16 protein-coding genes and 1 pseudogene are annotated in these 19628 nt (G+C 42.0%); 13 read left to right on the forward strand and 4 right to left on the reverse strand.

Annotation, left to right across the window (positions count from 1 at the left end):
• From AC5V8P_RS11290 to AC5V8P_RS11300, 3 genes and pseudogenes are all read left to right on the forward strand, one after another.
• Positions 1–576, forward strand: a pseudogene (locus tag AC5V8P_RS11290) (class I SAM-dependent methyltransferase); the annotation flags it as partial.
• 81 nt (positions 577–657) lie between these two features.
• Positions 658–1197 carry a GrpB family protein gene (locus tag AC5V8P_RS11295; protein WP_064796122.1) on the forward strand — a complete coding sequence of 180 codons (540 nt, stop codon included), beginning with the start codon at positions 658–660 and terminating at the stop codon, positions 1195–1197.
• Between the two features lie 124 nt (positions 1198–1321).
• Positions 1322–1747, forward strand: coding sequence for a VOC family protein (locus tag AC5V8P_RS11300; RefSeq protein ID WP_064796121.1), 426 nt, complete (start codon positions 1322–1324; stop codon positions 1745–1747).
• 64 nt (positions 1748–1811) lie between these two features.
• Here AC5V8P_RS11300 and nrdF read toward each other — a convergent pair whose 3' ends face one another.
• The 3 genes from nrdF to nrdI form a co-directional block, all read right to left on the reverse strand.
• Complete coding sequence (gene nrdF / locus AC5V8P_RS11305; protein ID WP_063209253.1) at positions 1812–2777, reverse strand: class 1b ribonucleoside-diphosphate reductase subunit beta; 966 nt, start codon at positions 2775–2777, stop codon at positions 1812–1814.
• Between the two features lie 215 nt (positions 2778–2992).
• Complete coding sequence (gene nrdE / locus AC5V8P_RS11310) at positions 2993–5077, reverse strand: class 1b ribonucleoside-diphosphate reductase subunit alpha (protein ID WP_064796120.1); 2085 nt, start codon at positions 5075–5077, stop codon at positions 2993–2995.
• On the reverse strand, positions 5064–5423 hold the full coding sequence (gene nrdI, locus AC5V8P_RS11315) for a class Ib ribonucleoside-diphosphate reductase assembly flavoprotein NrdI (RefSeq protein WP_064796119.1): 360 nt from the start codon (positions 5421–5423) through the stop codon (positions 5064–5066). The genes nrdE and nrdI overlap by 14 nt, the downstream gene beginning before the upstream one ends.
• A 408-nt stretch (positions 5424–5831) precedes the next feature.
• Between nrdI and AC5V8P_RS11320 the strand changes: the two genes are divergently transcribed.
• Genes AC5V8P_RS11320 through AC5V8P_RS11330 form a run of 3 tightly spaced genes read left to right on the forward strand, consistent with a single transcriptional unit; the run spans position 5832 to position 7900 of the window.
• Positions 5832–6056, forward strand: a complete 225-nt coding sequence (locus AC5V8P_RS11320) for a DUF2500 family protein (protein WP_063209259.1) — start codon at positions 5832–5834, stop codon at positions 6054–6056.
• Positions 6057–6113: 57 nt separating this feature from the next.
• The gene (locus tag AC5V8P_RS11325) at positions 6114–6674 is read left to right on the forward strand and encodes a GNAT family N-acetyltransferase (RefSeq protein WP_063209261.1); all 561 of its coding nucleotides are present in this window, start codon (positions 6114–6116) and stop codon (positions 6672–6674) included.
• A 2-nt stretch (positions 6675–6676) separates the two neighbouring features.
• A complete protein-coding gene (locus tag AC5V8P_RS11330) occupies positions 6677–7900 on the forward strand; it encodes an MFS transporter (RefSeq protein WP_155762526.1) in 1224 nt (407 codons plus the stop codon).
• 63 nt (positions 7901–7963) lie between these two features.
• Here AC5V8P_RS11330 and AC5V8P_RS11335 read toward each other — a convergent pair whose 3' ends face one another.
• Entirely contained in the window at positions 7964–9655 is a 1692-nt protein-coding gene (locus AC5V8P_RS11335; protein WP_064796118.1) for an ABC transporter substrate-binding protein, read from the reverse strand.
• A gap of 279 nt (positions 9656–9934) precedes the next feature.
• On the opposite strand from AC5V8P_RS11335, the gene AC5V8P_RS11340 reads away from it, so the two are divergent.
• The 7 genes from AC5V8P_RS11340 to AC5V8P_RS11370 form a co-directional block, all read left to right on the forward strand.
• Positions 9935–11002, forward strand: coding sequence for a LacI family DNA-binding transcriptional regulator (locus tag AC5V8P_RS11340; protein ID WP_064796117.1), 1068 nt, complete (start codon positions 9935–9937; stop codon positions 11000–11002).
• Positions 11003–11210: 208 nt separating this feature from the next.
• Positions 11211–13763, forward strand: a complete 2553-nt coding sequence (locus tag AC5V8P_RS11345) for a beta-mannosidase (protein WP_064796116.1) — start codon at positions 11211–11213, stop codon at positions 13761–13763.
• A gap of 439 nt (positions 13764–14202) precedes the next feature.
• Complete coding sequence (locus tag AC5V8P_RS11350; RefSeq protein WP_064796115.1) at positions 14203–14943, forward strand: DUF1361 domain-containing protein; 741 nt, start codon at positions 14203–14205, stop codon at positions 14941–14943.
• A 70-nt stretch (positions 14944–15013) separates the two neighbouring features.
• Complete coding sequence (locus tag AC5V8P_RS11355; protein WP_081276755.1) at positions 15014–15184, forward strand: YwbE family protein; 171 nt, start codon at positions 15014–15016, stop codon at positions 15182–15184.
• A 203-nt stretch (positions 15185–15387) separates the two neighbouring features.
• Positions 15388–16482, forward strand: coding sequence for a hypothetical protein (locus AC5V8P_RS11360; RefSeq protein ID WP_081276754.1), 1095 nt, complete (start codon positions 15388–15390; stop codon positions 16480–16482).
• Positions 16483–16821: 339 nt separating this feature from the next.
• Positions 16822–18858, forward strand: coding sequence for a helix-turn-helix domain-containing protein (locus AC5V8P_RS11365; RefSeq protein WP_064796112.1), 2037 nt, complete (start codon positions 16822–16824; stop codon positions 18856–18858).
• A gap of 6 nt (positions 18859–18864) precedes the next feature.
• The coding region (locus AC5V8P_RS11370) for a hypothetical protein (RefSeq protein ID WP_495473637.1) at positions 18865–19628 on the forward strand (764 nt) is incomplete at its 3' end.

Here is a 19628-nt window from a genome sequence, read left to right on the forward strand (position 1 = left end):
CTTCACGAGTTGTATTCCTACATTGAACGAGATGGAAAAAGGTTCAATCCACAAACAGTGGAGGCTGCTCTGCGAAGCGCCTATCGTATACTTGCACCCGGCGGGCGTATTATCATTCGCGACGGTATTATGACCGAACCCGTAGAGCAGCGTAGACGAATTCGATTTTTGGAACCCGACGGAATGGAATGGCTGCTGCGGTATGTGCAGGATTTTGCGGGTCGTCCCATTGAAATAGAGCGCATAGGTGAGCATGAGGCTGTTTTGCCGGTAAATGATGCAATGGAATTCCTATATACCTATACATGGGGGGCGGAAGCCTATGTGCATGAGGTGCAGGAGCAGTTTGGTTATTTTACTCCATCACAGTATGAAGAGTGTATTCGTAACACACTTGGATCACAAGCGATCATTCGGGTGAGTCGTCACTATTTGCAGGAGGGCTATGCTGAAGCGTTGTCTAGACGTATTGAGTTCATGGATGAGCAGGGTCAGCCGGTTCCTTTGCCAGACAGCACCTGTCTGATCGTGATTGAGAAGCCAAATGATAGGGATAAAGAACTGAATGATTTTTAATTTGAACAAGAGAATGCCTTCTGAGTTGTGTCACGCGCACTGGGAAGGCATTTTTTTTGGAAAACGATTGGAGGTTCGTTCATGTCGGCACAGGTAGTGATATCCGAATATAATCCGCAGTGGGTAGCAGAGTATACCCAAGAACGAGCAAAAATGATGGAAGCTCTCGGGGACGTGTGTCTCGGCGTAGAGCATATCGGGAGTACATCTGTTCCTGGTCTGGGAGCCAAGGCTATTATCGATATTATGGTTGGAGTAGAAGATTTGACGTTTATTCAATCCGAGCAGCGAGAGCGTTTACTCGGTATTCAATATGAATATGTACATAAGCCTGATTTTCTAGAGCGAGCTTTCTTTCGCCGTGGAGAATGGGGGGCTGGGACTCATCATTTGCATATTTACAATTACCAAGGTGAGCATTGGAATAACCATCTGTTGTTTAGAGATTACTTGAAAACCCATCCTGAAAGCCTGCGAGCGTATGAGGCTTTAAAAAGAGATTTGGCGCACCAATTCCAATATGACCGTGCAGCGTATACCGAGGCCAAAGGACCTTTCATACGGCAGATCGTTGAGCAAGCGAAGCTTGAAAGACAAAAGCAGAGACAGATGAAATTATAGTATGGCACGGTGTTCGGGTGGTTGAAGGCTTAAAAGATATTCTGTTTTTTATTTAAATTTTTTTGTATATAATACAAAGAGAAATAGCTGACTAAACTCATCAAAAGAAGGGGGTGTGTGAAAGATGTCCAAACGTTTGATTCCTTACATCACTATGGATGGAAATGCGAAGGAAGCCATCGAATTTTATGAGAAGGCATTGGATGCCCAACTGCTTTTTGTTCAAACCTTTGGAGAAATGCCGGAAAACCCCGATTTTCCCATTCCCGCTGAGGTCAAGGAACGTGTTGGACATGCTACTCTTAAGGTTGGTGAGACAGAGCTTATGTTTTCGGACACCTTTCCAGGATCGCCGTTTAGCAGCGGGAATCAGGTGAGCATCTGTATTACAACTGACAGTGTGGAGCAATCCCAAAAAATGTTTGATGCTCTACAGCAAGGAGGACAGGTGGGAATGCCCTTGCAAGAAACCCATTTTAGTCCGGCTTATGGGAATGTAACAGACAAGTTTGGTGTCACCTTTCAAATTTTCACAGAGGTTCGATCTTAACAAATAGAAAACGGCCGGATTCACTGCTTTAGCGATCTGGCCGTTTTTTGTATATTCCCCTTACTTATACGCCAAAGTTAAAATCATCATCTGTCAGCGGCTCTACATTCATCGCCCGTACATAACCGTTTCCTTTTTTAGAAAAGAAATCGTGCTGCTTGGTGTGGGTGCTGATACCGTTGAATACGATGGGATTGACTTCTTCTTCTTCAAAAAGTGGATCAAAGCCCAGGTTCATCATGGCCTTGTTGGCGTTGTAGCGCAAGAAGACTTTAACATCGTCTACAAGTCCAATAGGGGCATAAATTTGCTCGGTATACTGTTCTTCGTTATTGTGCAAGTAGCGCAGCAAGCCTACCAGCGTCTGATAGAGATCACGTTGTTCTTCCTCGTCCAGTTCTGCATAAATTTCCTGTGCCAGTACACCTACGTAGACGCCGTGAATACTTTCATCCCGTAGGATCAGATCGATAATTTCCCCACTGCATGTCAACTTGCCCTGACCTGCCAGATAGAGAGGGTAGAAGAAGCCGCTATAAAATAAGTAGCTTTCTAATAGCACCGACGCAGCCATCGCGAGATACAGGTCTTTCGGTGTATGAATGTTCATATAATACTGACGGATGGTTTCTGCTTTGGTCTGGAGATACGGATTTTCTTCCACCCAGCGGAATACACCGTCAATTTCTTCTGTGGAGGCTAGGGTTGTAAAGATGCTGCTGTACGACTTGGCATGAATTTGCTCCATCATCGCCATAAAGCTTAATACGGCTTTACGTTGCAGTCCGTCTACATGCTCCATAATTTGCGGCATACCCACACCGCCTTGAATGGTGTCTAGCAGGGTCAGGCCGCCTAGCACCTTCATGTAGGCTTCTTTTTCGATATCACTGAGGGTTACCCAGGACATTTTATCGTCAGACAGCGGAATTTCATCATCCGTCCAAAATTGCATAATATTCTGATTCCAGAACATCAGGGTGAAATCATCGTCCGAGCGGTTCCAGTTTACGGCTTGTATACCTGTCATTGTTAGCATTCTCCCTTCAGCTTGCGAGATTCCCTGGAAACCATATAGGAGGTTAACAGAGAGTCATCGTCTGCTTGACATACGGAAGCTGTATCCGCGAGGGCCTTGTCCAATCCTATAAAGGTATGAACCACACGCTGGATACAGCTTCTAATGCCAAACATCCATATCTATTCAAAATCTAATTTATTGTATAGCTTGTTACCATGTATGCATTAGATGGAGCAAGTGAGGCACTCTTCCACAGACAGTTTTTTGGTACGTGTGTAGTATAACGATTTGAGTCCTTTATGTGCAGCATACAGATAGCAACGGGCTAACTGACGCGTAGTCACGTCACTGTTCACATGAAGTACAGTCGAAATTCCTTGGTCCACGTGAGGCTGGATTTCAGCAATCAGATCAAGTACTTTGAATTGGTCCATTTGATAAGCGGATTTGTAGAAGAATACATTATCCTTTTGCAAATACGGCATTGGGTAATAAGTTGTCGAGTTCGCATAGGTGCGAGTTTCAATCTGCTCGACAATTGGCATAACGCTGGATGTTGCATTTTGAATGTACGAAATGCTGGCAGTGGGAGCAATCGCCATACGGTAGGCGTGGTACAGACCGTTCTTCATGACGTCTGCTTTTAGTTTGTCCCAGTCCGCTGGAGTCGGAATATAAATATCCTTGAACAGTTCTTGCACACGTGCCGTTGTTGGACGATAATCGGTGTTCAGATATCGGTCAAAATATGCACCTGTCGCATAATCCGATTCCTCAAATCCATAAAAGCTTTGTCCGGCTGCTTTTGCGATTTCCATACTCTTTTCGATGGAATGATAGTTCATCGTCATGAAGAAGGTACGGACAAAATCCTTCGCTTCATTGCTTTCATATGCAATTTTATTCTTGGCAAGGTAGCCGTGCAGATTCATGACACCCAGACCCACGGAATGCATTTCACGGTTCGCTTTCGCAACACCTGGTGCATTAGCCACTTGGGTCATATCGCTGACCGAAGTGAGAGCAATCATACCCTCGTGAACGGACTCGCGGATTTTGCCGTGCTCCATCACATTTACAATGTTCAGGGAAGCCAGATTACAGCTTACATCCCGGCGAATAATATCCTGTTGTCCATAATCGGCAATCTCAGAAGTTTCCTGTAGCTGGAAGATTTCCGTGCACAGGTTTGACATTTTGATTTGGCCCACGTTTTTAAGAGCATGCGCCTGATTTGCGTTACTCTTATTCATAATATATGGATAACCAGATTCCAACTGAATCATGGCAATTTTCGTCAGCATATCACGTGCGCTCATCGCTACTTTTTTCTTCACTCGATCGTCGGCGAGCAGCGTGTCGTACATTACATCCAAGTCCATGTCGTCCAAATGCGTTCCATAAGCTTTGAACACACTATAAGGAGCAAATACATGCAGCGGTTCGTTATCCTGAGCCAGCTTGTAAAAGCGGTTCGGCACCAGCAATCCGATCGACAGTGTCTTGAGGCGTACTCTTTCGTCAGCATTGATTTTTTTACTATCCAGGAACTCCAGCACGTCCCATCCAAAAATATTGTAATAGGCTGCGCCAGAGCCTTTGCGTTGCCCCATTTGGTCCGCATAGGAGAAGCCGTCTTCCATCAGCTTGAGCACAGGCATAATGCCTTTGGCTGCCCCTTCTACACCTTTAATCGCTTCGCCGCGTGACCGCAGCTTCGACAGGTTAACCGCCACACCGCCGCCGATTTTGGATAATTGCATGCAAGTGTTCAGTACATAGTTGATCGAGTTCAGAGAGTCGTCCATTTCAAGCAGGAAGCAGGATACCAATTCTCCCCGGCGGCTTTTGCCTGCGTTCAGGAAGGTTGGTGTTGCTGGCTGGAGACGTTGCTCCATCATCGAACGGGCCAATAGGCGTGCCGTATCTGCATTGCCGCGTCCCAAATGCAGGGCGACAGCAGCCACCCGGTCAGGATAGTGCTCCAGATAGACTTTACGGTCATTACTCTTCATTGCATAGTCAGTATAGAACTTGGATGCTGCCATATAGGAAGGAAATTTAAAATTATAGCTATGAGTGATATGGAAAATATCATTAATTTCATCAGCCGTATAGCTGTTATAGAAATTTTCGTAATAATCATTCTCAATCATATACAGTACTTGAGCAGCTGTGTCAGCAAACTTCAAGCTCCGTTCCTGAACTTCCTTCATAAATTCTGCTACAGCCTCTTGGTCCTTTTCCAATTGGAAAAAGCCGTCTGTATCGCGTTTCATCAACATGTTGTTCAATTCAATATGCCGCAACTCGGCTCACCTCCTGCTTAAAACGCTCTACATCTCCGAACGTTCCAGATAATTCAAATTTGCTAATCACCGGGACATTATAATGGTCGGCAATCAAATCCGCACTTTTGGCAAATTTCTCACCCCAGTTACGGTTGCCGCTTGCAGCTACACCAACAAGGTTTTGTGCATTTTTTTTCAAAAAGGAAGATACCTTCTCAGGTATCTGCCCAAACCCGGTAGTATATGTAATGAGTACGTAAGGTTCTTCTATAGTCATTTGCTCCTCAATCTGAACCGCCGGAAGCTTGAGCTTGTTTATAAATCTTTTTACATTGCCAGTCTTGGAATCATAAGCAATCAGCATGGTGTGCAACCTCCTTAACAATTAACGAAAAAAAGAAAACGGCATTGCCAAGAGACCCATCATACCTGTAATCCCTTGCTGGCTGCGCCATTTAAGATTTCTGACTCTATATTTACATGTATTTTCATACCTGTATCTTCAAGATATCGGGCATAAATACGTTTTTTACACTATATTTAGAGTACATTTTCTATTTTATATCTATATATAGTTTTGTCAATCGGTCTAGAGAGGCTCAGAGGACCCAGATTCGGTGTAAGTCCAAGCAGGGTGCGGAAAAGAGCGAAAGAACTTTTTTTTCGTAAGTATGTTAAAAAAGTATTGGAGTTTTTGAGGCTGAGGATGTACCATTTGTCAATGGGCAATAGATTGGAAAATTTACATTTTACTGTAGAAAGGATGAAGTAGATGGGAAGTAGTTTTTTTATGGAATTTCAATCGTTTAATATGATCTTTTTTATCGTGCTTGGATTTATTGCTAACTACTATATCACCTTTGAGTTTGAAGGAGGTGAACGTAAGGAGCTGAAGGTAAAGGGTACGGACTTCGGGATGATTGTGAGCGGGGATCGCGGGGAGGTTCATTATAAAGGGACACAATTTTTGGAGTTTGTCAGAGTTGTGGAAGCGTAAGGTTGACCGGAAAGGTAGTGTACTACTTGAAAATACATATTAGGGAGGAAGCTGACGATGCCACATATCATTGGAGCACGAATTGTATTAAGAGAGTACCGTCAGGAGGATATACCTGATATCCGAAGATGGGTTAATGACCCGGCAATCACACATGGTTTAAGCGACGTATTTATCTATCCGCATTCACAGGCTAATAGTGAATCGTTTGTACAGATGATGATTGACGGCAACTCTGAAATCAAGGGTTTTGTTATTGCACATAAAGACACATTGGACTATATTGGACAACTTGATTTATTCAAAATCAACTGGATGAATCGCCACGCCACGTTTGGGATTGTGATCGGACGCGACAGTGACCTCGGCAAGGGCTATGGGCGGGAAGCGATCCGGCTGATACAAAAGTTTGCGTTTCATGCGCTGAACCTGCATCGGCTGGAACTGGAGGTGTATTCGTTCAATAAACGTGCACATCGTTGTTATCTGGCATGTGGCTTTAAGGAGGAAGGGCGGCTACGGGAAAAGCTATTCAGGGAAGGACAGTACTATGACATCATTCAGATGGGGATGTTGCGAAGTGAATATGAGGCTGTAGAGCAAGCGAAGGAATCCTGAAAGTGAGTACGCATAAGCTATTTTACTCTGTCAGTTTTCTTCAATTTTTTATGAGTGAAATCACGGGGACTACGCTCATCCTATTTCTATTAGCTAAAGGACTTTCTCTGCAAAGTGCGAATTTCTTGCTAGTTGTATTTTTTGTAAGTATTTTTTTGTTTGAAATACCGACAGGAGCTATTGCAGACAAGTATGGAAGAAAAATTTCTGTTGTTCTGGGGCTTTGTTGTTTTCTAGTCTACAGTGTTTTGTTCGTTTGGACAGACCACATATGGCTGCTTATGTTCGCGCAAGTCTTTGGGGGGCTGGCAATATGCTTACAATCAGGTTCATTGGAATCATGGGTTGTGGAAAACAGCGATAAGCCGATGGAAGTTCTTTTTACAACCTCTAATAGTATACAGTATATTTCGGGATTTATTTGCGGTCTGTTGGGGGCCTTTCTCGCAACTTTTAACTATTCACTTCCCTGGGTGGCCAGCATTGTATCTATTATCCTGTGTATTTTTCTATGGTGCTTTTATATGAAAGAGAAGAATATTACCCATCGAAAAACATCTGCTACTCGTATTAAAACGATTATCGGAGAAAGTGTCCGTATCGGTTTTGAAAATAAGTCGATCTGGATTGTGTTTATCATTGGTTTATTTATCAGCTTTTCGAATTCGGCGGGGAATACCTTTCAACAGCCACGTCTGGTTGGTCTTTCTGAACAAGGGATTTGGATTATGGGGCTGATTAAGGCAGGCTATTCACTATGTATGACTTTAGGAAGTTATCTGGTTCGAAAGCTAAGCGCACGTTATAGTGATGTACATATACTTATATATGCTTGCAGAATGATTGGGATCTGGCTCATCTTAGCGGGTGCTTTCAACACCTTTTATCCTGTACTGCTTACCTTTTTAATTTATGAAATTGGGCGAGGGATGTACCCGGTTGCCAAACAAATATTTCTGAACAAAAGAATATCTAATGAGTATCGTTCAACTTTGCTATCTCTGGATTCTGCCATTTCCCAACTAGGCATGTGCATAGGTTTAATCGTGACAGGCATCGTAAGCCGTAATTTTACCCATCTGGCTTCAGATCAAACACCTATTCAGCTATCTTGGGTGCTGTGTGGCGGGATTGCATTGATTCCAATCTTTTTATTGCTTTATGTCCACCGGGTATCTAGGAAAAATAATAGCTGGAAAGAAAAGGCGACAAAGCAGAATATTTAATGGAAAAGGGGCTGAACAGGTTCTGGCTGTCAGCCCTTATCTATTTTTAGTAGCAATCGATTTCTACTTCTCCCCGTACCATAGCTTCAACCGATTTTGGATCAAGCCAGTGAAGATTTCTTCAGCCTTCGGTACACCCGCCTGATCCAGTTCTTGGAGCATGCGATCATACACAGCATCGAATTGATCTGGTTTGGCGAGTACGGCCTCAGGAATCCGTTTGCGCACAATGTCCTGTGACTTCTGATAAATCACATTGTAGTTCGTAGTGGTCGGAACAGGCATGTTGTAGGCAGCTCCCCACTCTTTTACTGGAAAATCCTTTTCATTTGGGAACAGGTCTTTCCATGTCCGGGCATTATATGCCTGAAGGGACTCTTTTTCCGCTTTGCTATAATTTTCGGTAATCATCTCTGGATAATTGGTTGTATAGTAGTTGCCAGTTGGGTCCTTTACGCTATCGCCGTAATGTGGTCCCCATATCCAATACAAACCGATACCGGATTCTCTGCTAAAAGAAGCATTATCCTTGTTTTTACGTTCTTGCACAGCTGCAGGAATGACTCGTTTGCCGTTCTCTACATTGTAATGTTGTCCTTCAATTCCCCAATTACGTAAAATTTGTCCTTCGTCCGAGGCCAGAAAGTCAAGAAACTTGATAGCTCGCACTGGATTTTTGCATGAAGTTGTAATGCCAATCCCGGACGCAGTATCAAAACCAATGGGCTGGAGAGAATGATCTTCGTATTGCTCATTTAAAGTGACCGGAAAGTGAGCATAAGTGTATTCATCCTTGCCTGCTGCCTTGAGCGCATTTTCGGCATCCTGGTAGTTCCATTTCTGATCAATCAATCCGATGACACGTCCTGCGGCGATTTTGGATTTGTACTGATCACTTTTTTGTACAAAAGTGTCCTTATCCAAGAGCCCTTCATTGTACATATGGTTTAACCAACGGAAATACTCCCGTTCTTCCGGGCGTTTGTAGTGAAGAATGGCTTTGTGTGTTTTAGGATCAATATAGTATTCTCCATCGTCTGGTCCGCCTGTAGCCGTAACTGCCGGGTTTGTCACAGTAATTTGCATTTTCCAGTCCTCGGCGTCGAGTGATAAGGGAATGGTAGGCTGGCCATTGGTAGTAGGATATTTGACTACATACTCTTTAAGTGCTTTTTCAAAATCTTGAACGGTGCGAATTTTGGGGTAACCGAGCTTCTTAAGGGCCTGATGCTGGATTTCGAAGCCGGCTTGTGCATCAAACGCGATGTGATCTACGCCCAAATTGGTCGGGATGGTATAAATGGCGGGATCTTCATTACTATATTTAATACGGTTAAAATAATCTCCATACACTTTCTTAATATTAGGACCGTATTTATCAATCAGGTCGGTTAAGTCAATGAGTGCGCCGGCATCGACCAGTTTTCCGATGTCTCCTTTGGGGTACACGAGGTCAGGGTACTCTCCGCTAGCAGCCATTAAAGCAAACTTTTCCTCGCCTCGACCATTGACAGCATGCTCGGCATTTAGAGTAACACCTGTTTTCTTGGTAATTTCCTGCCCGACAGCGTCCTTCATGTTGTTCCAGTTGGAGCTTGCGTCACCGCCAAAGAACGTAAATGTAATGGGACTGGTGTCGTTGGGGTCTTCCTTTTCTGCCGTACCACCTGTTCCATTCGCGCAGCCCGTTGTAACGAGCAGCAACAAAGCCAGAAGCAGAATGGAGCTTTGTCGTACCGACCTGTTCGTGAACATCTGCAAATCCCCCTTAATAAGTATGATTTACACAATGTAAGTGCTTTCAATAGTAAATTGTAGGAAATAAATAACCTTACGTCAAGTCATTTATGCTGGTTTGTTATGTGTTTTGTTTTCTATTAAGCAAACATATTTAAATAAAAGGTGCGGATTTGTGCAAATCCATCGTTTGATGATCTAAAACAAAGTATGCTACGATGGTACCAGTTTATAGGCATACCTGAATATTTAGAAGACTAAGGTAGAAAAAGATTTCGAATAGGGTTGGGTGAGGAGATGCGTGGAAAAGTAACATTGCAGGAAATTGCGGATGCGGCGGGTGTTTCAAAGTTCGCTGTTTCGCGTGCATTGTCAGGCAAACCCGGTGTAAGTGAAGAGACGAGGGCATTGCTGGTTAAGCTGGCCGCCCAGATGGGTTATTTTCGCAGTCATCCCAAAATGACTGGGGTAGAGCCTCGGGACACGGATGCCAGAGAATGGTCAGGCACTGTGTTGGTGTTATTTCCGAATATCCGGCACCAGAACCGGGAGTCCAGGTACTGGGGACCTGTATTTGAAGGAATCTCCGAGCGTCTGAACCGTAAAGGATTGGATATGATTACGTTAACAGAGCCTTCAACAGACGATATGTTTTCTTTGCTGAATCCGGAGGCCATTAAAGGGATTATCACTGTAGGAACAATTTCAACTACATTATTACTGAACATTTATCGAATGGGGATTCCGGTCGTCATGGTGGATCATTGGGACTCTGCATTTTTAAGTGATGCGGTGTTTACGGATAATCGCACATGCATGAATGAATTAATGAAGGATTTGCTATGCAAGGGGTATGTCCACTTTCAATTTGTGGGTCATGTAGACGACGCTCACAGTTTCTATGAACGTTGGGAAGCTTTTCGGTCTGCACTGGAAATGAGCGGAGTAGAATTACGGCAAAACAAAGCTCTTATTTATGGGGGAGCGCAGGCGCTTGCTGAGGAAATGGACAAGTTGCCTGAGGATGAGCTGCCAGAGGTTTTTGTTTGTGCTAACGATGTGACTGCTTCGCAAGTCGTGGAAGTACTAAAAGAAAAAGGGATTGACGTTCCGAAGCGGTGCGGGGTGACCGGGTTTGACGATACGAATGATCAGATGCCAATTTATGCCACGGTGAGAGTGGATAAGGAACTGTTGGGGATGCGAGCGGTGGACCAGTTATTATGGCGCATCATGAATCCACGCTCGCCTGTGGAAAAAAAGCTGCTGCACGCGGATCTACTCGTACGGGAAGTTCACGCGCCACGGATCAGCCGGGAAAATGATGATCGTGATCGTTCCTTTAGCACAATTAAATATAGTTGATGTCTGGATACGTGGATAAATTCGATCCGCAGTGAAGACGAAGATAGTCGCTTTTAACCTGTTTAGGGGTAGAGGGCGACTTTTATTTTGCATTTCATCGATTGCCAAAAAAAACAATTGACTAATTTGTTAGCTTGATGTTATTTTTTTGTTATGTTAATGAATGATCCAGATGTTCCCAATCATCCTTATAGGGAGGCTTGCGACGATGATTAATGTGATAGGATTGGATGGCTGGAGGTTTAGGGCAGCACAAAGTGATGAGTGGCTCAGTGCGAAAGTCCCGGGCTGTGTGCATACTGATCTTTTGCGACATGGCAAAATTCCTGATCCTTTTATCGGTATGAACGAGATGGAGGTACAGTGGATTGACAAGCAGGATTGGATATACGCAGCCTATTTTGAGATAGATGCCAATCAGTTCCAATGTCAGTGTGTTGAATTGGTGCTGGAAGGTTTGGACACATACGCAGATGTGAAAGTGAATGATCAGGCTGTCTTGTCGGCCGATAATATGTTTCGGATTTGGAGACAGGATGTAAAGGCATTTGTTCAGCAAGGGAAAAATCGACTTGAAATCCGTTTTCGTTCTCCGATTACTGAAGATGTACCCAAGCTGGAAAGGTTGGGCTATGGACTTCCCGCACCGAATGATCAGTCCGAAATAGGTGGTTTGTCTGATAAAAAGGTAAGCGTTTTCGCTCGTAAGGCTCCCTATCACTATGGTTGGGATTGGGGACCACGGCTGGTGACGAGCGGCATATGGAGAGAAGTTCGGATTGAAGCTTGGTCTGGTCTGAACGTGAGAGATTTATTTATTCGACAGGATAAAGTGGGTACCGAGAGGGCTGAACTCACGGCAGTGGTAGAGATTGAAAATGCAGCTGAGGTTAGAGATGCCGAGTTGTGTATTTCTGCTGACGGCAGGGTGTGGTCCAAACCCGTTCGTCTGCGGAAGGGAAAGCAAACAGTGGAGCTGGGGCTAGTGATGAAGGAGCCGAAGCTGTGGTGGTGCCGTGGACTGGGGGACCCGCATCAGTATAGGTTTGCAGCTAAATTGAAGGAGCAAGCACAGGGAGCTGTAATTGCGGAAAAATCAGTGAAAACGGGGCTGCGATCGATTCGCCTAATACGTGAGCGGGATACGGCAGGGGAGAGCTTCTATTTTGAGTTGAATGGAATCCCTGTATTTGCAAAGGGAGCGAACCATATTCCAAATGACAGCTTTGCTGCCGAAGTTACGTTGGAGCGATATCGGCATGAAATTGCCAGTGCGGCCGCCTCACATATGAATATGTTGCGGGTGTGGGGTGGTGGTATTTATGAAGAAGACGTATTTTATGACCTTTGTGATGAATACGGCCTGCTCGTGTGGCAAGATTTTATGTTCGCATGCAGCATGTATCCGGGGGACCAGGCTTTTTTGGACAATGTAGCCCAGGAAGCCGAAGATAACATCAAGCGATTACGCCGTCATCCTTGCATTGCGTTATGGTGCGGTAATAATGAGATTGATTCCGCATGGGCGCATTATGAAGAGAATGCGGGCTGGGGCTGGAAAAAGGCCTACACGCCTGAGCAACGGGAGCGTCTATGGGAAGATTATGAAACCCTCTTCCACCGGATTTTACCGGAGGCGGTAAATGCCTGGGCTCCGCAGACGGCATATTGGCCCTCCTCACCGCTAATTGATCTGACCGGAGATCGAAACCAGCATGCTCATCCGTCCTCCACAGCGGGAGACATCCATTATTGGGGAGTATGGCATGCATCTGAGCCGTTTGAAAATTATCACATACATGTGGGCCGTTTTATGAGTGAGTATGGCTTTCAGTCCTTTCCTGAATACAGGTCTGTTCGCGCTTATGCGGAAGAGAGGGATTTGGAACTGGAGTCTGCGGTGATGCTGGCACATCAGAAGAACAGTTCGGGCAATCGCCTGATTCAAGAATACATGGAACGGTACATGCGGCAACCCAAGGATTTTCCATGTTTTCTGCTCATGAGCCAGGTTTTACAGGCAGAGGCAATGAAAATGGCCATTGAGGCCCATCGTCGCCACAAGCCCTATTGCATGGGGACATTATACTGGCAAATGAATGACTGCTGGCCCGTTGCCTCCTGGTCGAGCATGGACTATTTTGGTCGTTGGAAGGCGTTTCAATATACTGCAAAACGTAGTTTTGCTGATGTGCTGTTGAGTGCAGTGGATACAGAACAGGGAAGTAAGGAGCTGCATCTGGTTAACGATACGCTAGAGCCGATAGCAGGTACGCTGCATCTGACGCTTTTGCATATCCGTAGCAGTCAGGCTATCCGTGAAGAGAACGTTAAGGTAGAACAGCAAGCTGGCGGCGCGGGGATCGTACATGTACTGCCTGCCGATAAATGGCTGAATGGTTTGGACCGTAAGGAGCACATGATGGTCGCACGTCTGATACAGAACGATGAACAGGTGGCCGCCAGTGAAATTTATTTTGCAGCCACGAAAGAGATGGATTTACCACAGGCGAAAATTGAAGTGACAGAGATACAGGGAAGTGGGGGCAGCAGGTTTACGCTTTGTTCGGATGTACTTGCCAGACATGTGTGGCTGAGCGCAGAGCAGGAAGGAATTTTCAGTGACAACCATCTGGACCTGGCCCCTGGTGTTCCCAAAACCGTGGAGTTTCTGGCCTTGCGTAACGGCTCCACCACGTTTGAGGCAGCTGCGCCAGGTACATTGACGGTACAATCATTGGTCAATTGGGTACAAGGTTAGAGAACAGTAGAACCTTATCCACGTTGAAGCAGATGATGGACAATGAAAATCCTTTTCAACTGGCTGAAATATTCAAAAAACATACGATCGGTAGAAAGTTGTAAGGAAATCGGTGAGAAGTGTTTCAGCAGGGGGAAGCTGGATTGCGACATTACCCGGGAAATGCTGCCTACGATTTAGTCTAATGGATGGTTCTGTCTGATCAGACAGTCTGCATTCGTATGTCGCCTACCTGTAAGTGAAGTCTGAAATTTAGTAAGCATCTGTATTCCGGGGATACGAGGTCAATTCCGGGAGAACAGATGCTTTTTTAATCGTCATGTTATGCAGAGTGGAGCGCTTCCATTGAGCTTGAGGCCATTGTGGTGTACACTGTCCAGAATAGGTGTAAATTGGAACGTCAGGAAGGCTGAACAGTTACAAGGAGGAAAAGAAACAGATGTATGCCCGTTTAAGATCGCTAAATTACCCAGTTAAACTTTACATTTTTTTGGCACTGGCCGTATGCTCCGTAATCAGTACTTTGTGGATCATTAACGTGAGACTGCCCTCAGGGGACCGCCCTTATTTTTTTATTTGGTGGAATATGATGCTGGCCTGGATTCCTATGCTGCTGACGCTTCTGCTTGATGTCATTCATTGCTCTTGGAGACGGGGAACGAGGACATTTTTGCTCTGGGTCATAGGGGCAGGTTGGCTTTTCTTTTATCCCAATACACCTTATTTGATCACAGATTTGCTGCATGTATTTGCTAGGTATCCATTTCTAGGTGAGCATCATTTTTGGGGCAATCCGTACTTTTGGAATCATACATTAGGGATGCTGCTGGTAGCTGTCCTTGGTCTTACAATGGGGTTTGTATCGCTCGAATCCGTACGACAGTTGGTACAGCGTGCACGGGGCGGGATTGTCAGCTGGTTGTTTATGCTGGCGGTACTCCTGCTAAGTAGCCTGGGGATTTATATTGGCCGTTTCTTTCGAGGAAACACATGGGATATTGTTTCTGCACCGTCCCAGTTGTACATACAAGTATCCTCCATATGGGCGGATTCCTTGCAACGCACTCATTTTGTGGAGTTTAGCGGGATGGTATTCGTTATTTTACTCGTTAGCTATATATCCACGATGTGCGTGATTTGGATGGGGAACAGCCGCCGGGACGACCGATATTACTGGTGATTACGATGGGGCTGAGTGGTTGAATATCATCATAAGATAATAATGTAAACACGAAGGAGGAATAGCCACAATGAATGGACAGAATCGATCGGATATTCGCGCTGGTCTTCAGGTGGATATTGTGCTTAAAAAGGATCAGCCTACGGGGAAGCTGACGCGAGGAACGGTGAAGGATATTTTGACCAACTCCCCGCGTCATCCACATGGAATCAATTATGTAGATAAAACTGTACAAAAATAATAAATGTACAATATTTGCTGATAAATCCTTTTAATTAAAGGGTTTATCTTTTTTTTATCGAAATATATATGTACATAATTCGACATGAATGGGGAATGATTGTGGGCAGAGTAGTAGCTTTATCTGATAAAAAGTATGATTTGAGATTTGTGGTTAGGAGCACAACAATTGAATTGTACACGGATCTAAAGAGGGGGACAGTTATGAAGAAACATGCCATTATTATGCTTAAAAATATGAATAACGGTAAGGAAGCCATTCACCCTTTGAATCAGTTTATAGTTGAAAACTATCGAAACAAGTCATACAACTCAATGTCTGTGGCATCATTCAGGATTGTATCCTTTTTAAATTTTTTATTTTTTGATAAGGATCGTCCTCTAAAAGAATTAGAGGAAATCACATTAGAATGTGCTACGGAGTTCTTATTTTACCTAACGAAAAAGGGAAACCAAAAATCTACAGTAAAAGGCTATGAGAATACTCTTTATAGCTTTTACCTGTTTCTTTCCGAACAGAATATTCTTAGGTATATAGAGGAGAAGCAAGTTTTAAAAATGAAGGAAAAACAATTTGCTAATCTGATATATAACCAGAATTCATTTGGTGAAAGAATTCATGATTTCAAAACAGAACTGATAATTCCATTTATAGAGACAGCATTTTATGAAGTCAACCCTATTGCATTAGGTGTCTATTATCAGATATTTGGTGGATTACGGATGGGTGAAGTGGTTAATGTTGCAAAATCAAATATCAGAAATATAGGTGCATATGGAGAGTTCGGCCAGATTTTAAAGATAGATGATACATATTTAAGAACTGACTTAATAACAACATCTGGAGCAGGAGAAGTTAAAAAGAATAGAAATCAACCCATTTTTCCATATAGATCGTTACTGAAAAAGCTTTATATGAACCATATCGAAAGATATAAAAACATACATACAGATGCTTTGTTCTTGAATCGAGATGGGAATCCAATGTCTGGAGATAGTTATAGAAAGGCGTTTCAAAAATTACAGAAGGTATTTGTAAGTAAACTAAAAAGGTATGATGATGTTCGTGTCTCTGCTTATGGACATTATTTAGAAGCTATGAAATGGTCTACCCACATTGGGAGAGGAGTGTTTTCTAATTTAATGGCTGAATATACAGATAACATCTTAGAGGTTGCGGTGACACGAGGAGACAGCAGTTTGAATTCTTCTCTACCTTACTTAGCAGATACAAAAAGGATAATGGCAAAACTTCAACACGAATTAGAACTCCTGTACAAAGGTGATTTTTTAAACTAACGGGGGAAAAGAAAATGAAATACTTCAATCTTCAGGAAGCATCAGAATTTTTAGGTGTTACAACTAATAGAGTAAGGTATTTATACAGTAGAAGAACATTTGCAGATACTTTATTATCTGGTCGGAAAATTATGATTTCTAAGAATGATCTCTTGAATTATAAAAAGCAACTGAAGCTTCTGGGTGATCTGTATAGTATTAAGGAGGTAAGCGAAATTCTTGGTTTTAGTAACAGTAATTTATATAGATATTATGTAAAAAAGGGTTTAGGGTTTTTTTAAAACCCTACAAGTAGTCAATAATCAATATTTCATAACCAAGGCTGAGATAAATGATCTGTTGGAGCAAAACAGGGCATACTTAGATATTAAAGACTATAAGACATCAGAGGAAACGGCTTCATACTTAGGTGTACACGTTGAGACTATTTATAAATACATAGCTAATGGAGACTTTCCTAACGCTATAAAAGCAACCTTTTATAGTTCTCAATGGAAGATACCTAATCATGATATAAGGTCCTTCGAGGAACTCAAAAAAAATGGCCTTAATGCTAATTACTATAAAGTACAAGAAGTAGCAAATTATTATGGTGTGCATCTAAATACAATTCATGCTCGTTTGAGAGAAGGTTTATTTAAAGACGTAATTACCTTCAAATTAACAAAGTATATAGGCAGAGACGAGGTTCATTCCACTCGTTCTGAATTAATCAAAGAAATGCTTGGTATAGAAGCAACTTTTGAAGAAAGGCTGTACTTCTATTTACGAAAGGTCAAGAATGCAGATCTGATTCCAGAAACAATAAATATTTTTCGATCATATCTTAAACATTTAATTAGTAATACGAGAATGAGAAAAAAACATCTACTGATAAATTCGTATTGCAATATGCTGATTAATTTGTCTTTACGACTTAATAAGGAAATACAGGAACATACAGATACGGAAGTCATGGATCTAATTGCATCGACAACCAAATTGAGAAAACAGTTAATAGGCTTTCTGAAATTTACATTGTCATCGAAATCGAGCCAATGCAAATTTCAAAACAAGTACAATTACACTTCTAAAATCAATACCCATACGAATAAAGAGATCTATTCAAAATCAGACTTTAAAAAAATTTATTTGTATGTAAATAATATTAACCTTCATAAAAATAAGGCTTTATCCGAACCAGGATACGCTGAAACTTGGTTTTATGTGTTCATGCACATGACTAATGCTTGGAGAAGCTCTGATATTATAAATTTCCCACGTGTAGATTTTTCTAATGTTCCACAAGAATATATAAATTCAATATATACTGATGGAATTACATTCACAGATGCCCAAGTAATTACAAATATTGTGTCGGAGCAATGGGAACGTTTTGTAAGTAATAAAAAGAATGTCTTAAATAAATTCTTAGTTAATATCGATGCTATTCAAACTGCTTCCACTATATTGCTTGCAATTGAGTCACACAGAAGAAAACAAAACTATGATGGTAAATTTCTACTTCCCTTATTGCAACAAAAAAACAGTTCAATTTCGCTTTATATCAAAAATTTTCTTAAAGCAGATGATACTTTGAGACCTTTTTCAAGTAGGGTTGCAAACAGGAGCCTGATGACGTATTTTTTTCACAGTATAACAAGAGGGCCTAATAATGGGGATGTAGCTCACCTTCTTGCCCAAAGATTGAGAAGGCATATGAGTCAGGATACTATAAGTCAATACGTGATGAATACAAATGAAGACGAGTATTTAGATGATACATCATACAACCTTTTTAGACGAGGTCATTTTGGTTGGCTATACAATTCCTTAGTTGAAATTGTTATTAATAAGAAGGATATTGAGCTAACCTCACAGGAGAAGACTACTATTATTGAATCGTACCAAGAACTATATTCTCCCTCCAGGATAGAAGAAATATCAGCATATTTTTTAGAGCACCAAAATAAAAATCAATCAGTATCAATGGAAATTGCGCTGTTACCAGATGATGAATTAAAAAATCGTCTTTACAGCATATATAAGGGTTCTATGCCATCGAAAGAAGAGAATTCACAATGCTTCTACAGTGAAAATTGTAAGAATCCCACAGGTAACTGTAAAGCATGTCCATATATAATACCAAGAACCCATTTACTGACCTCGTTAAGAATGGATTTAGATGAGATTATTAGTCAGATTCAAGAACTAAAAGAACATGATATTTATGAACGAATTAGAAAGACTCATATACTATATAAACTACTTAACTTAATAAGCCAAGCTATAAAGTCATTTAACAAAGAATATGTGGAAAGTTTCATTCCATTGAAGCCACTGCAAAGCAAATTAGAGGGGATAAATGATATGATCTTTTTACCAAGGAAGGGATAACAATAGATGCATAAATTAGAAAGAGTGCATACGCTACAGGAAACTCCGAATGAGAAGATCTCTTTTAATAACAAGAGTTATGGTTTTAAGACTGAAGATGTTCCTACCTATGAGGGTATATACCAAAAACTTAAAAATCAAAATATAGTGAAGTCGGGAGAATTTTTTGAGACAACATGGATCATGTATAATCATCCAGGTCAGAGTAAGGAGTTTGTTACGTTCAAATTTGATTTAGAACTTCATAAGGAGTTCAACTTAGCTTTAAAATGTTATATCGTACAATTAATTAATACTGGCCACTCTCTTTCTTATCTGAAATCACTTCAAATAAACATTAGACAAGCTTTTTTAGATAGCCTGGGATTTAAACCAAGCTTTCGGAAGCAATATGAAGATTTATTAATGGTGACTTCCCATAGAAAAAAGGAACAATTAATAGTAAGTAATCTAATGTTTGCTGATTTTTACTCAAATCACTGGAACAGGGATTATGAGAGAATGTTTAGGTCTATATCTCTGCCAGAGCGGAGAATTAGAACATTACCGAATTATGAAAGCATAATAAAGTTTGATGATATATTACTTGGTTTTATGAGTAACTGTGACTCATACGAAAAGAAAAAATATATGCCTGTCTTATTGTGGTGGAGAATAACAAAAATTATCCCATTACGACCTGCTGAATTTTTATCTATCAAAGCAAATTGTCTTTCTTCTCATGATGGTAAGTTTACAATTACAATTCCGAGAGAAAAACAAAAGGGAAA

The organism is Paenibacillus sp. N119s, from assembly GCF_059447605.1.